Below are 15,469 nucleotides of genomic sequence, written 5' to 3'. Positions count from 1 at the left end.
CTAGGAAGCTCCTTTCACAAGTTTTCGAGATAATAAGCTTGATAGAGTATTTATCATTAAAACAGTAATAATCAAAATCACACCGGTAGCATAGGCTTCATTGACATGTAGCCCCTCACTTGACAGCATATACATATGCAGGGCTAGAGAACGACCTGAAGACATGAGACTACTTGGCGTATTGGTAGAGGTACCTAATGTATACATGAGGGCAGCTGTCTCACCAACGATACGGCCAATAGCTAGTATCACTCCAGCTAAAATACCTGGCATGGCAACTGGTAGAACAATTCTAAAAACAGTCCGTAACTTACCTGCCCCAAGTCCATAACTTGCTTGACGCATGCTATCACTAACAGATAAAAGGGCTTCTTCTGTTGAGCGAATAATGACTGGCAACACCATGATGACTGAGGTTAAGATTCCTGATAACAGAGAGTATTGAAAACCTAAGAAGACTACAAAGAAGAGCATGCCAAACAGACCAAAAACAATGGAAGGAATCCCAGACAAGGTATCTGAGGCCAATCGCATGATTTTAACACAAAGGGAATCTTTTTTTGTATATTCCACAAGATAAAAACCAGCAAAAATCCCTATGGGCAAGGCTAAAAGAAGAGCACCAAAGACCAGAATAACGGTGGAAATAATCGCTGGCATAAGGGAAATGTTCTCAGAAGTATAAGTCCAAGAAAAGAGGGATAGACTTAGATGAGGTAAGCCTTTGATGAGGATAAAACCAATGATTAAAAAGAGAGAGCCAAAGGTTAAAGCTGAAAAACAATAAACGAGAAGTTTTAGCAGGTATTTACTCATAAGATGATTTTCCTTTCAAGTAGGCAAAGTAGGCATTAATCAAGAGAATAAGGAAAAAGAGAACTGCTGAGGTTGCAATAAGGGCTTCCCTATGCTGACCTGATGCGTAAGCCATCTCCAGAACAATATTGGTTGTTAAGGTTCTGGTTCCTGAAAAGAGTCCACTTGGAATAATTGGCTGGTTGCCTGCCACCAAAATAACTGCCATGGTTTCACCTACTGCGCGACCGATTCCTAAAATAACTGCTGATAAAATACCAGATCTCGCAGCTGGCAAGATGACACTAAAAATACTCCGTTCATGACTAGCTCCTAGAGCCAAGCTACCAGAATAATACGTTTTGGGAACTGTTCGGATAGCAGATTCTGACAAACTGATAATGGTTGGCAAAATCATTATTCCTAATAGTAACGAAGCGGTTAGGACACTCATGCCATTTCCTAAAAAGCTTCTAATCCAAGGCACCAATAATTGTAGGCCGAAAAAACCATAAACAATAGATGGAATGGCCGCCATCAAGTTGATAGCTGATTTTAAGAAGCCATAGACGGGCTTTGGACAATAATAAACCATAAACACCGATGTCAAGATGCCTGTTGGCACCCCAATCACAATCGCTCCTAAGGTAATTAATAAGGAACCAACGATCATTGGTAAAATACCATAGCTTGCCGGAATGTTCGTTGGCGACCAATCACTGCCTAATAAAAAACGGGCAAAGCCGTAGTTAGCCATGAAAGGTAAGCCATTACTAAAAATAAAGAAACAGATTAGCAAAATAGCTACAACAGCTACTGTTGCACTCATGAAAAAAATTGCCCTAAAAACTGCTTCTTTGAAGGCTTGTTTTGTCACATCTTGTCCTTTCTAGTGAAGAAAGTAAGGGAGATACGACACCTCCCTACTTGCCTTCTTTATCTTATTGTACGATGAAACGTCTGCATCTCTTTAGAGATTTATGGAGCAAACATTTTATTTAATCTTGTCCCAGATGGTTAATTTGCCACTAAAAACGTCTGCAAGTTCAGCCATACTGACTTGGCTTGCCTTATTGTCATTATTGACCACAACAGCAATACCGTCTAAAGCAATAGCATCATGGGTGAGACTCTTACCTTCTTCAGGAGTTAATTCCCTAGAAACCATACCAATATCAGCGGTTTTCTCCGTAACAGCGGTAATACCTGCTGAAGACCCATTAGAGGTAATATCAATCGTAACTTCTGGATTTTCTTTTTTATAAGCTTCTGCTAATTTTTCCATTAAAGAAGATACTGAAGTGGAACCTACAACAGACAACTTGCCTGATAAGTGTTGGCTTGTATATTCTGTGGTTTCAGTTTTAGCTTCAATAAATTTATTATCTGTGACCACTTGTTGACCTTGTTTGGAGTGGATAAAGCTGATAAAATCTTGACCTAGCTTGGAAAGATTAGAAGACCAAACAATGTTGAAGGGACGTTGAAGAGGGTATTCACCATCTAAAACTGTGTCTCGACTAGCCTTGACACCATCAATCTCTAAAGCCTTGACAGATTTCGTTAAAGATCCCAAGGAGATGTAGCCGATAGCATTAGCATTCCCTTGAACTGCTGAGAGAACACCTTCTGTACTATTTTGAATCACAGCTGTTTTGGCAGTGTTGTCAATTTTTTTATCACCGTCTTTTTTGAGAATCCCTGTGATTTCTGTGAAGGCACCCCGTGTCCCAGAGCCATTTTCTCGTGAAATCACCTCAATCGTTCCTGAAGCTGACTGTTTGGAAGCAGATGACTGATTGCCACAGGCAACAAGCCCAAATCCTGATAAGCCAATGGCTGCAAGAGTAAGTATTTTTTTGAATTTCATAATAATCACCTTTATCTCTATGTATTTTTCTTGTGTAGGCTTACTACATTTATAGTCTAACAAGTCTTTGTAAAGGTTTATCCCTGATTCATGTAAAGATTGTGTAAAGAATCAAAAAAAGCCACTTTTGAAAAATGGCTGCTCCTAAAAATAGCTTTAAAAATTATTAGTCCTGTGCGAAAGATTGGTTAGGAAGAAAAATCGTGAAGCAACTGCCTCTGCCAAGCTGACTCGTCACCGTGACTTGGCCACCTAATAATTGACTGAGTTCTTTGACAATGGCAAGGCCAAGACCAGTGCCACCAGTTTGTCTGCTTCGACCTTTATTAACTCGGTAAAAACGTTCAAAAATACGATCCTGCTCTAATTGACTAATACCAATCCCTGTATCTGATACAGAAATCTTAATGCCTTCGTTCACCTTTTGGGTCTTGACCTCAATTTTTCCCCCTTGTTCAGTGTAACGGATGGCATTGGATAAAAGATTGAGTAAGATTTGGGAAAGTAATTGACTATCTGATACGAGGGTGACATCATCTGGCACCTGCACCTTTAGCTGTAAATCCTTCTTCTTGAGCTGAGGTTGCAAGCTTTGAGTCAAATCCTGTACAAATTCTGCCAAAGAAAGGGTCGTCCATTGTATAGGCATTTGTTGAGCCTTAGATAAGGTAAGAAGGTGCTCAACAATATGCTCAAGACGCAAGCTTTCTTTGTAAATAATGTCTAGAAAGTTATCCTTGAGCGCTTCTTCTTCAGCTGACATCCCCTTAATGGTTTCAGCAAAGCCCTTAATCGAAGTAACTGGTGTCCTCAATTCATGGGAGGCATTTGAGACAAAGGCTAAATTTAACTTTTCATAAGTTCTAATCGTTGTTAAATCATATAGCAAGACGAGCACAGCTTCCACAGATTGGGTGGGGCTAAAAACGGGAACTGCTGTCACTTCTAAAATCAAGTCACCCTCATGAAACCCACTTACTTCTTGTTTTAACCTTGTTTTTTGATCAAAGGCTTGGTGAACTAAATTCCGAATATCCATCCGTTTGAGGTCATCAAGTGAACTTATGTCGCCGTCCACATCGGGAAAATAATGAGGCAGAGAGCGACTGGATAATAACATCTGACCTTGAGCGGAAACTAAAAACGTCCCCATGGTTAGGTGCGACAGAAGAACCTCCATTGTTTCGGCTAGGTCCTTGTATTGCTGATCCTGTTGGGAGACTTTGGTTTTTAGGCCAGACACATACTGAGCCAAAGACTTTAAGTCTTCTTGCCCTTTTTCTAAAAAGTATTCACTACTGGTCAAGAGAGGTTGGTGCAAGGTCTCAAAAGCAACTTCCCATTTCCAAAGGCAAAAGAGCCAGTAGCTACCTAGTCCCAAAGAAAGGGCTAGAAGAAAGAGACCGATGCCTTTACTGATCCAAGTTAATGCCATCCCTGCAATCAGAATGAGGCTAACACTTAGATTGACTAGCCAAAATTGAAGGTAGCGTTTCATCTATAACTCCTTGAACTTATAACCATAACCCCGAATGGTTCGAATAAATTGAGGGGCTTTAGGATTGTCTTCAATTTTTTCCCTCAACTTACCAATATGAACGTCCACCAAACGTGTTTCCTGCCCAAAGTCATACCCCCAGATACGTTCCAAAAGACGCTCTCTAGTCAGTGTCATGTTGGGATGTTTCATAAGATAGAGCAAGAGTTCAAATTCTTTTGGGGTCAAACTCAGTAACTTATTCGCCTTGTAGACTTCATGACGCTCAGGGTATACTTTCAAGGTCCCAAATAGCCAAGAATCGTCAGCGATATTATCTGAATCATCTCCTTCTTGTTCTCCTTTAGTTCGCCTGAGGACAGCCTTGACACGCGCCAGCAATTCTCTAGGGCTAAAAGGCTTGGTCAGGTAGTCATCAGCCCCTAATTCCAAGGCCAAAACCTTATCAAATTCATCACTTTTCGCAGAAACCATCATAATTGGAGTTTTGACGCCTTTGGCTCTCAGCCGCTTACAAACTTCTATGCCATCTAATTGTGGTAACATGATATCAAGCAAGATAAAATCAAAGGGTTCTGTTTCTGCCAAAGCTAAGGCCTTCCGTCCATTTGTTACCAATTGAGTAGAAAAGCCTTCCTTACTTAAATGGTAGTCAAGCAATCTCAGAATGTGTTCTTCATCATCCACTAATAAGACTTGTTTTGTCATCTATTATCTCCTATTGGTAACATTATAACACAATTATCAGAAATCCTAACATTGCTAAATCAGATTAAATTTGCTTATCAAGACTAGGATCTGGTCAAACGCTCAATCATCTCCTTGTGCTCTAGATAGGTCGCCAGTAGATCTACCCTTTCAAATAATTCAAAATCCTCAAATTCAAAACCAGGAGCAACAAGACAAGAAACCAGAGCATAATCCTTATCAACTTCAAGAACTCCTCTCAGTTCTGAGGACACGGTAATGATTGATGCGACGGAAGTAAAAATCCATCGCCCTAAAAAACAATTAGCGAATGATTCTGGTAAAAAGAAATGCCACGCTATGAAGGCTCAAGCGATTGTCACAAGTCAAGGGAGAATTGTTTCTTTGGATATCGCTGTGAACTATTATCATGATATGAAGTTGTTCAAAATGAGTCGCAGAAATATCGGACAAGCTGGTAAAATCTTGGCTGACAGTGCTTATCAAGGGCTCATGAAGCTATATCCTCAAGCACAAACTCCACGTAAATCCAGCAAACTCAAGCCACTAACAGCTGAAGAGAAAGCCTGTAACCATGCGCTATCTAAGGAGAGAAGCAAGGTAGAGAACATCTTTGCCAAAGTAAAAACGTTTAAAATGTTTTCAACAACCTATCGAAATCATCGTAAACGCTTCGGATTACGAATTAATTTGATTGTTGGTATTATCAATCATGAACTAGGATTCTAGTTTTGCAGGAAGTCTATTATTTGGTTAGGTGAATTAGTGAAGCGTTTAGGCAAGTGTCTCTGGTTACGACGTCATGGACTCTAAATCGATTATATTTAGGGGTCATGACTAGTGAAGCAATTAGCTAGTTCGCATATAAGCGGCTAGCGTCTAACAATTAGGAACTTTAGTTCCAATAACTTTAAGATTACGACGTTTTAGGACATAAATCGATCATATTTATGTCCTAAAACTAGTGAAGCGCCTAGCCAAAGTCCGAATAGGATTTGGCGTTAGTTACTTAGATTGCTTTGCAATCAAGTAACTTTGGCGATTTACATCTTCTCTGGCGCTTCTACTCCAAGCAAGCGAAGGGCTTCTTTGAGAACGACTGCAGTTGCGTAGCTGAGGGCTAGACGGCTGTCGCGTTCTGGGTTTTCATCCAAGATACGCGTATGTGCATAGTATTTGTTAAAGGATTGAGCTAGGTTAATTGCAAATTTAGCAATGATAGAAGGTTCAAAGTTATCTGCCGCACGGTTGATAATACGTGGGAAGTCTTGAATGAGTTTAATGATTTCCCAGCTTTCAGCATCATTCAAGCTATAGTTGCCAGCTGTTTCTGGTTTGAAATCCGCTTTGCGTAAGATCGATTGGATACGAGCGTAGGCGTATTGAACATAAGGTCCAGTTTCACCCTCGAAGGATACCATGGCCTCTAAGTCGAAGTCATATCCGTTTGTACGGTCAGTCTTGAGGTCATAGAATTTAATGGCTCCAACCCCAACAGCATGCGCTACCTGGTCTTTGTTTTCTAGTTCAGGATTTTTAGCCTCGATTTGGGCCTTGGCACGACTAACAGCCTCTGCAACAGTAGGCTCTAGCAAGATGACATTCCCTTTACGAGTAGAGAGTTTTTTCCCTTCTTTGGTAACTAAACCAAAAGGAACATGAGTAATGTCTTCACTCCAGTCGTAGCCCATCTCTTGCAAGACAGCCTTGAGCTGTTTAAAGTGGGCAGATTGCTCTTGACCAACGACGTAGATAGATTTAGCAAATTGATATTCGTTTTTACGGTAAAGGGCTGCAGCCAAGTCACGTGTGATATAGAGAGTTGCACCATCCGATTTCTTGATAAGGGCTGGATGTTCAATTCCATACTTCTCAAGATTCACAACTTGGGCCCCTTCTGACTCAACAAGAAGGCCTTTTTCAGAAAGAATGTCTACAACTGCATCCATCTTATCGTTGTAGAAGGCTTCCCCGTTATAGCTGTCAAAATCAACCTTCAATTCATTGTAAAGGCGGTTAAATTCCACTAAACTTTCATCACGGAACCATTGCCAAAGAGCGAGAGCTTCCTCGTCACCATTTTCCAGTTTACGGAACCATTCGCGTGCTTCTTCATCCAAGCTAGGGTCATTTTCAGCTTCAGCATTGATGCGGACATAGAGTTTAAGAAGTTCATCGATTGGATGAGCTTTTACAGCTTCTTCGTCGCCCCATTTTTTGTAGGCAACAATCAACATCCCAAACTGTTTACCCCAGTCTCCCAAGTGGTTGACCTTGACTGTTTGATAACCGATTTTTTGGAAAATATGTGACAAGCTATCTCCGATAACAGTTGAGCGTAGGTGGCCAATAGAGAATGGCTTAGCGATATTGGGACTAGACATATCGATAACAACATTTTCTTGTTTGCCAATAGTTTGATCAGCATAGTGTTCTTTTTCAGTGATAACAGCTTGCAATACTTGAGCAGAAATGGCAGATTTATCAAGGAAAAAGTTGACGTAAGGTCCTGTTGCAACAACCTTTTCAAAGGATTGGCTGTTAATTTTTTCAGCCAGTTCAGCCGCGATCATTTGAGGTGCTTTACGTTCGACTTTTGCAAGAGAAAAAGCAGGGAAAGCAATGTCTCCCATTTCTGAGTTTTTAGGGGTTTCCAGTAAATTTAAAATAGCCTCTTGGTCCAGGCTATCAATGACGCTAGCCAATTCGCTAGCAATCAATTCTTTTGTATTCATTAAGAGCTCCTTTTTGGACTTTTCTACTATTTTATCACAATTTTAAAGAAAGAAGAAAAAATTTTTGAAATCTCCTATTTTTTTGGTATAATATAGTTATAAAAATAGTTATAAATATTCACATAAGAGGATTTTATGAGAAAAAGAGATCGTCATCAGTTAATAAAAAAAATGATTACTGAGGAGAAATTAAGTACACAAAAAGAAATTCAAGATCGGTTGGAGGCGCACAATGTTTTTGTGACGCAGACAACCCTGTCTCGTGATTTGCGCGAAATCGGCTTGACCAAGGTCAAGAAAAATGATATGGTGTATTATGTGCTAGCAAATGAGACAGAAAAGATTGATTTGGTGGAATTCTTGTCTCATCATTTAGAAGGTGTTGCAAGAGCAGAGTTTACCTTGGTACTTCATACCAAATTAGGAGAAGCCTCTGTTTTGGCAAATATTGTAGATGCAAACAAGAATGAATGGATTTTAGGAACAGTTGCTGGTGCCAATACCTTATTGGTTATTTGTCGAGACCAGCACGTTGCCAAACTCATGGAAGATCGTTTGCTAGATTTGATGAAAGATAAGTAAGGTCTTGGGAGTTGCTCTCAAGACTTATTTTTGACAAGGAGAGACGGACAATGGCGACAGAAAAGCTATCACCTGGCATGCAACAGTATGTGGAGATTAAAAAGCAATATCCAGATGCGTTTTTGCTCTTTCGTATGGGTGATTTTTATGAATTATTTTATGAGGATGCGGTCAATGCTGCGCAGATTCTGGAAATTTCCTTAACGAGTCGTAACAAGAATGCCGACAATCCGATCCCTATGGCGGGTGTTCCCTATCATTCTGCCCAACAGTATATTGATGTCTTGATTGAGCAGGGTTATAAGGTGGCTATCGCAGAGCAGATGGAAGATCCTAAACAAGCAGTTGGGGTTGTGAAACGAGAGGTTGTTCAGGTCATTACGCCAGGGACAGTGGTCGATAGTAGTAAGCCAGACAGTCAGAATAATTTTTTGGTTGCTATAGACCGCGAAGGCAATCAATTTGGCCTAGCTTATATGGACCTGGTGACGGGTGATTTTTATGTGACAGGTCTTTTGGATTTTACGCTGGTTTGTGGGGAAATCCGTAATCTCAAGGCGCGAGAAGTGGTGCTGGGTTATGACTTGTCTGAGGAAGAAGAACAAATCCTCAGCCGCCAGATGAATCTGGTGCTCTCTTATGAAAAAGAAAACTTTGAAGACCTTCATTTACTGGATTCGCGATTGGCAACGGTGGAGCAAGCGGCATCCAGTAAGCTGCTACAGTATGTTCATCGGACTCAGATGAGGGAATTGAACCACCTCAAGCCTGTTATCCGTTATGAAATTAAAGATTTCTTGCAGATGGATTATGCGACCAAGGCTAGTCTGGATTTGGTTGAGAATGCCCGTTCAGGCAAGAAGCAAGGCAGTCTTTTCTGGCTTTTGGATGAAACCAAGACGGCTATGGGCATGCGTCTCTTGCGTTCTTGGATTCATCGTCCTTTGATTGATAAGGAACGAATCGTCCAACGTCAAGAAGTAGTGCAGGTCTTTCTCGGCCATTTCTTTGAGCGTAGTGATTTGACAGACAGTCTCAAGGGTGTTTATGACATCGAACGTTTGGCTAGTCGGGTTTCTTTTGGCAAGACCAACCCAAAGGATCTCTTGCAGTTGGCGACCACCTTGTCTAGTGTGCCACGGATTCGTGCGATTTTAGAAGGGATGGAGCAACCTGTTCTAGCTTATCTCATCGCACAACTGGATGCAATCCCTGAGTTGGAGAGCTTGATTAGCGCAGCGATTGCTCCTGAAGCTCCTCATGTGATTACAGATGGTGGAATTATCCGGACTGGCTTTGATGAGACTTTAGACAAGTACCGTCGTGTGCTCAGAGAAGGGACTAGCTGGATTGCTGAGATTGAGGCTAAGGAGCGAGAAAACTCTGGTATCAGCACGCTTAAGATTGACTACAATAAAAAAGATGGCTACTATTTCCATGTGACCAATTCTCAACTGGGAAATGTTCCTGTTCACTTTTTCCGCAAGGCAACGCTGAAAAACTCAGAACGCTTTGGAACCGAAGAATTAGCCCGTATCGAGGGCGATATGCTGGAGGCGCGTGAGAAGTCAGCTAATCTAGAGTACGAAATTTTTATGCGTATTCGTGAAGAGGTCAGCAAGTACATCCAACGTTTACAAGCTCTAGCCCAAGGAATTGCGACAGTTGATGTCCTGCAAAGTCTGGCGGTTGTAGCTGAAACCCAGCATTTGATTCGACCTGAATTCGGAGATGATTCGCGAATTGATATCCAGAAAGGACGCCATGCTGTCGTTGAAAAGGTTATGGGGGCTCAGACCTATATTCCCAATACGATTCAGATGGCAGAAGATACCAGTATTCAACTGATTACAGGGCCCAACATGAGCGGGAAGTCAACCTACATGCGTCAGTTAGCCATGACGGCGATAATGGCCCAGTTGGGCTCTTATGTGCCAGCAGAAAGTGCCCATTTACCTATTTTTGATGCTATCTTTACCCGTATCGGAGCAGCCGATGATTTGGTTTCAGGCCAATCAACCTTCATGGTGGAGATGATGGAGGCCAACAATGCCATTTCGCATGCAACAAAGAATTCCTTGATTCTTTTTGATGAGTTAGGTCGTGGAACTGCAACTTATGACGGGATGGCTCTTGCCCAGTCCATCATCGAATACATCCATGAACATATCGGAGCCAAGACCCTCTTTGCGACCCACTACCATGAGTTGACTAGTCTGGAGTCTAGTTTACAACACTTGGTCAATGTCCACGTGGCAACCTTGGAGCAGGATGGGCAGGTCACCTTCCTTCACAAGATTGAACCAGGGCCAGCTGATAAATCCTATGGTATCCATGTTGCCAAGATTGCTGGTTTACCGGCTGATCTTTTAGCGAGAGCGGATAAGATTTTAACGCAACTGGAGAGTCAGGGGCAAGAAAGTCCTGCTCCTATGAAACAAACAAGTACTGTCTCAGAACAAATTTCACTCTTTGATACGACTGAAGAACATCCTATCCTAGCAGAATTAGCTAAACTGGATGTTTACAATATGACACCTATGCAGGCTATGAATGTCTTGGTCGAGTTAAAACAGAAACTATAAAGAGAAAATTACTAGTCATTCTAGCTGTATCAAGGAGACTTCTTTGACAATCCCCCACTTTTTTGCTAGAATAACATCACACAAACAGAATGAGAAGGAGCTGACGCATTGTCGCTCCCTTTTGTCTATTTTTTAAGGAGAAAGTATGCTGATTCAGAAAATAAAAACCTACAAGTGGCAGGCCTTGACTTCGCTTCTGATGACAGGCTTGATGGTTGCTAGTTCACTTCTGCAACCGCGTTATCTGCAGGAAGTCTTAGACGCCCTCCTTGCTGGAAAATATGAAGCTATTTATAGTATCGGGGCTTGGTTGATTGGTGTGGCCGTAGTCGGTCTAGTTGCTGGTGGACTCAATGTTGTCCTCGCAGCCTATATTGCCCAAGGAGTTTCATCTGACCTTCGGGAGGATGCCTTCCGTAAAATCCAAACCTTTTCTTATGCTAATATTGAACAATTTAATGCGGGAAATCTAGTCGTTCGCATGACAAATGACATCAACCAGATTCAGAACGTGGTCATGATGACCTTCCAAATTCTTTTCAGACTTCCCCTCTTGTTCATCGGTTCGTTTATCCTGGCGGTTCAAACCCTTTCTTCTCTGTGGTGGGTGATTGTTCTCATGGTAGTCTTGATTTTTGGTTTGACTGCTGTCATGATGGGGATGATGGGGCCTCGTTTTGCCAAGTTTCAAACCCTTCTTGAACGCATCAATGCCATTGCCAAGGAAAATTTGCGTGGCGTTCGTGTGGTCAAGTCCTTTGTCCAAGAAAAAGAGCAGTTTGCTAAGTTTACGGAGGTTTCAGACGAGCTACTCGGTCAAAATCTTTACATTGGGTATGCCTTTTCAGTAGTGGAACCCTTTATGATGTTGGTCGGTTATGGGGCGGTTTTCCTCTCTATTTGGCTAGTTGCAGGGATGGTTCAGTCGGATCCGTCAGTTGTTGGCTCCATTGCTTCCTTTGTCAATTACCTGAGCCAGATTATCTTTACCATTGTTATGGTTGGATTTTTAGGAAATTCTGTCAGTCGTGCCATGATTTCTCTGCGTCGTATTCGAGAAATTCTTGATGCAGAGCCAGCCATGACTTTCAAGGATGTCCCAGATGAAGAGTTGGTCGGAAGTCTTAGCTTTGAAAATGTGACCTTTACCTATCCAATGGACAAGGAACCGATGCTGAAAGATGTGAGCTTTACTATTGAGCCTGGTCAAATGGTTGGTGTCGTTGGAGCGACTGGTGCAGGAAAATCAACCTTGGCTCAATTGATTCCACGTCTCTTTGACCCGCAGGAAGGGGCCATCAAAATTGGAGGCAAGGATATTCGAGAAGTGAGTGAAGGAACCCTGCGTAAAACAGTTTCTATCGTTCTTCAACGTGCTATTCTTTTCAGTGGAACGATTGCAGATAACTTGAGACAGGGTAAGGGAGATGCTACTCTATTTGAAATGGAACGCGCAGCTAATATTGCCCAGGCTAGTGAATTCATTCATCGTATGGAGAAAACCTTTGAAAGTCCAGTTGAGGAACGGGGAACCAATTTCTCTGGTGGGCAAAAACAAAGGATGTCGATTGCGCGTGGGATTGTTAGCAATCCACGTATTCTGATTTTTGACGATTCGACCTCGGCCTTAGATGCCAAGTCAGAGCGCCTGGTGCAAGAAGCCTTGAATAAGGACTTGAAGGGAACAACAACCATTATCATCGCTCAAAAGATTAGCTCGGTTGTTCATGCAGATAAAATCTTGGTTCTAGATCAAGGACGATTGATTGGTCAAGGTACGCATGCAGACTTGGTTGCCAACAATGCCGTTTACCGTGAAATCTACGAAACACAGAAAGGAAAGGAGGAGTAAAATGAAGACAGTTCAATTTTTTTGGAATTATTTTAAAGCCTATAAGCTATCATTTGTAGTTGTCATCCTGATGATTGTTCTGGCGACTCTTGCCCAAGCCCTCTTTCCGGTCTTTTCTGGACAAGCAGTGACGCAACTAGCCAATTTAGTTCAAGCTTATCAAGATGGCAGTCCAGAACTTGTTTGGCAAAGTCTATCAGGAATCATGGTCAATCTAGGCCTGCTGGTTTTGCTTCTCTTTATCTCCAGTGTCATATACATGTGTCTCATGACGCGCGTGATTGCAGAGTCGACCAACGAGATGCGTAAAGGTCTTTTTGGCAAATTGGCTCGTTTGACCGTTTCTTTCTTTGACCGCCGACAAGATGGCGATATCTTATCTCGTTTTACCAGTGATTTGGATAATATCCTCCAAGCCTTTAACGAAAGCTTGATTCAGGTCATGAGCAATATTGTTTTATATATCGGTCTGATTCTTGTCATGTTTTCGAGAAATGTGACGCTGGCCCTCATCACCATTGCCAGCACACCAGTTGCCTTCCTCATGCTGATTTTCATCGTGAAAATGGCCCGCAAATACACCAACCTCCAGCAGAAAGAGGTAGGGAAACTCAACGCTTATATGGATGAGAGTATCTCAGGCCAAAAAGCCGTGATTGTGCAAGGAATTCAAGAGGATATGATGGCAGGATTTCTTGAACAAAATGAGCGCGTGCGCAAGGCGACCTTTAAAGGAAGAATGTTCTCAGGAATTCTGTTCCCTGTCATGAATGGGATGAGCCTGGTTAATACAGCCATCGTCATCTTTGCTGGTTCAGCTGTACTTTTGAATGATAAGTCTATTGAAACAAGTACAGCCCTAGGTTTGATTGTGATGTTTGCCCAATTTTCACAGCAGTACTACCAGCCTATTATCCAAGTTGCAGCTAGTTGGGGAAGCCTTCAGTTAGCCTTTACAGGTGCTGAACGGATTCAGGAAATGTTTGACGCAGAGGAAGAAATCCGACCTGAAAAGGCTCCAATTTTCACTAAGTTGCAAGAAGGTGTTGAAATCAGCCATATTGATTTTTCATACTTGCCTGATAAACCTATTTTGAAAGATGTCAGCATTTCTGCCCCTAAAGGCCAGATGACAGCAGTTGTTGGCCCAACTGGGTCAGGGAAAACGACTATTATGAACCTCATCAATCGCTTTTATGATGTTGATGCTGGTGGTATTTATTTTGACGGCAAAGACATCCGTGACTATGATTTAGATAGTCTTAGAAGTAAAGTGGGAATTGTCTTGCAAGATTCCGTTCTTTTTAGCGGAACCATTCGAGACAATATCCGTTTCGGTGTGCCAGATGCCAGTCAGGAAATGGTTGAGTCAGCAGCCAAAGCAAGCCACATTCACGACTATATCGAAAGTTTGCCTGATAAGTACGATACTCTTATTGATGATGAGCAGAGTATCTTCTCGACAGGGCAGAAGCAATTGATTTCCATTGCTCGAACCCTGATGACAGATCCAGAAGTTCTCATTCTCGATGAAGGCACTTCAAACGTAGATACGGTGACAGAAAGCAAGATTCAGCATGCCATGGAGGCAGTTGTAGCAGGCAAAACCAGTTTCGTTATTGCCCACCGCTTGAAAACTATTCTCAATGCTGATCAGATTATTGTCCTTAAAGATGGAGAGGTCATTGAACGTGGTAACCACCATGAACTCTTGAAACTAGGTGGCTTCTACTCAGAACTCTATCACAATCAATTTGTTTTTGAATAAGAAAGAAGTTGTCCTATGGGGCAGCTTTTTCTTGTCCATAAAAAATTTTTATCACAGTCTTAAAAAAAACATATTAGACGAAAGATGCTTTGAGTGATATGATAGGACTATCGTTATACTCAATGAAAATCAAAGAGTAAACTAGGAAGCTAGCCGNNACTGACGAAGTCAGTAACATATATACGGTAAGGCGATGCTGACGTGGTTTGAAGAGATTTTCGAAGAGTATTAATATTCGAAAGGAGAGACATCATGCCTAGAACCGTTGTAGGAGTTGCTGCAAATCTATGTCCCGTAGACATAGAAGGCAAAAACATTCATTCATCTGTATCTTGTAGATTCGCAGAGAGCATTCGTCAAGTCGGTGGTCTCCCTCTAGTCATTCCTGTTGGTGATGAGTCAGTTGTACGCGATTATGTAGAAATGATTGACAAATTGATTTTGACAGGAGGCCAAAATGTTCATCCTCAGTTTTATGGAGAGAAAAAGACCATCGAGAGCGATGATTATAATCTGGTCCGTGATGAATTTGAATTGGCACTCTTGAAAGAAGCACTCCGTCAGAATAAACCAATTATGGCAATCTGTCGCGGTGTTCAACTTGTCAATGTTGCCTTTGGTGGAACCCTCAATCAAGAAATCGAAGATCACTGGCAAGGACTACCTTTCGGAACATCTCACTCTATTGAGACAGTGGAAGGAAGCGTGGTTGCCAAGCTATTTGGAAAAGAAAGTCAGGTCAATTCCGTCCATCGTCAGAGTATCAAAGAATTGGCATCTAATTTCCGTGTAACTGCTATTGATCCGAGAGATCAAACCATTGAAGCGATTGAATCTATCGACGAACACCGCATTATCGGTTTGCAGTGGCATCCAGAGTTTCTGGTTAATGAAGAAGATGGTAATTTAGAATTATTTGAGTATTTATTGAATGAACTGTAACGACTGGAACATCTAGTCGTTCTTTCTTTTATTTTTTCAAAATTTTTGGAATGTGACATTTTTACGCAAACGTTTGAATTCTGATAAAAATTGGAGAAATTCGACAAAAAAGCTTGAAAAAAACGAAGGTAAGC

At 41.7% G+C, this 15,469-nt stretch carries 11 protein-coding genes and 2 pseudogenes; 6 read left to right on the top strand and 7 right to left on the bottom strand.

Going from position 1 to position 15,469, the window contains the following annotated elements; all coding sequences use genetic code 11:
• The 6 genes and pseudogenes from pstA to B4W83_RS07710 form a co-directional block, all read right to left on the bottom strand.
• Nucleotides 1-816, bottom strand: coding sequence for a phosphate ABC transporter permease PstA (pstA, locus tag B4W83_RS07735; RefSeq protein ID WP_000049768.1), 816 nt, complete (start codon nt 814-816; stop codon nt 1-3).
• Complete coding sequence (gene pstC, locus B4W83_RS07730) at nt 809-1,672, bottom strand: phosphate ABC transporter permease subunit PstC (protein ID WP_000165892.1); 864 nt, start codon at nt 1,670-1,672, stop codon at nt 809-811. The genes pstA and pstC overlap by 8 nt, the downstream gene beginning before the upstream one ends.
• 117 nt (nt 1,673-1,789) lie before the next feature.
• Nucleotides 1,790-2,665: a substrate-binding domain-containing protein gene (locus B4W83_RS07725; protein ID WP_000669427.1), complete on the bottom strand. Its 876-nt coding sequence runs from the start codon at nt 2,663-2,665 to the stop codon at nt 1,790-1,792.
• A 166-nt stretch (nt 2,666-2,831) separates the two neighbouring features.
• A complete protein-coding gene (gene pnpS / locus B4W83_RS07720; RefSeq protein WP_000833272.1) occupies nt 2,832-4,163 on the bottom strand; it encodes a two-component system histidine kinase PnpS in 1,332 nt (443 codons plus the stop codon).
• Nucleotides 4,164-4,871, bottom strand: coding sequence for a response regulator transcription factor (locus B4W83_RS07715; RefSeq protein ID WP_000166478.1), 708 nt, complete (start codon nt 4,869-4,871; stop codon nt 4,164-4,166).
• 83 nt (nt 4,872-4,954) lie between these two features.
• Nucleotides 4,955-5,095: pseudogene (locus B4W83_RS07710) on the bottom strand (cupin domain-containing protein); the annotation flags it as partial.
• On the opposite strand from B4W83_RS07710, the pseudogene B4W83_RS07705 reads away from it, so the two are divergent.
• A pseudogene (locus B4W83_RS07705) lies at nt 5,088-5,600 on the top strand (transposase family protein); the annotation flags it as partial. The pseudogenes B4W83_RS07710 and B4W83_RS07705 sit on opposite strands and share 8 nt — an antisense overlap.
• Nucleotides 5,601-5,914: 314 nt before the next feature.
• On the opposite strand, the gene argS reads toward B4W83_RS07705, so the two are convergent.
• Nucleotides 5,915-7,606, bottom strand: coding sequence for an arginine--tRNA ligase (gene argS, locus B4W83_RS07700; protein ID WP_001092730.1), 1,692 nt, complete (start codon nt 7,604-7,606; stop codon nt 5,915-5,917).
• A gap of 135 nt (nt 7,607-7,741) precedes the next feature.
• Here argS and argR point away from each other — a divergent pair, with 135 nt between their 5' ends.
• From argR to B4W83_RS07670, 5 genes are all read left to right on the top strand, one after another.
• The gene (gene argR / locus B4W83_RS07695) at nt 7,742-8,188 is read left to right on the top strand and encodes an arginine repressor (protein ID WP_001231477.1); all 447 of its coding nucleotides are present in this window, start codon (nt 7,742-7,744) and stop codon (nt 8,186-8,188) included.
• A gap of 50 nt (nt 8,189-8,238) precedes the next feature.
• The gene (gene mutS, locus B4W83_RS07690) at nt 8,239-10,773 is read left to right on the top strand and encodes a DNA mismatch repair protein MutS (protein WP_000179944.1); all 2,535 of its coding nucleotides are present in this window, start codon (nt 8,239-8,241) and stop codon (nt 10,771-10,773) included.
• A 145-nt stretch (nt 10,774-10,918) separates the two neighbouring features.
• On the top strand, nt 10,919-12,625 hold the full coding sequence (gene patA / locus B4W83_RS07685; RefSeq protein ID WP_000908160.1) for a multidrug efflux ABC transporter subunit PatA: 1,707 nt from the start codon (nt 10,919-10,921) through the stop codon (nt 12,623-12,625).
• Nucleotide 12,626: 1 nt separating this feature from the next.
• Nucleotides 12,627-14,393 carry a multidrug efflux ABC transporter subunit PatB gene (gene patB, locus B4W83_RS07680; RefSeq protein ID WP_000859875.1) on the top strand — a complete coding sequence of 589 codons (1,767 nt, stop codon included), beginning with the start codon at nt 12,627-12,629 and terminating at the stop codon, nt 14,391-14,393.
• A 252-nt stretch (nt 14,394-14,645) separates the two neighbouring features.
• Nucleotides 14,646-15,335 carry a gamma-glutamyl-gamma-aminobutyrate hydrolase family protein gene (locus B4W83_RS07670; protein WP_001138353.1) on the top strand — a complete coding sequence of 230 codons (690 nt, stop codon included), beginning with the start codon at nt 14,646-14,648 and terminating at the stop codon, nt 15,333-15,335.
• The last annotated feature ends 134 nt before the right edge of the window (nt 15,336-15,469 follow it).

It is taken from the genome of Streptococcus pseudopneumoniae ATCC BAA-960 = CCUG 49455 (genome assembly GCF_002087075.1).
In the GTDB taxonomy this organism is placed as follows: Bacteria; Bacillota; Bacilli; order Lactobacillales; family Streptococcaceae; genus Streptococcus; species Streptococcus pseudopneumoniae.
Note: the sequence above shows the minus strand (reverse complement) of the source record. Positions and strands in the feature narration are given on the sequence as shown.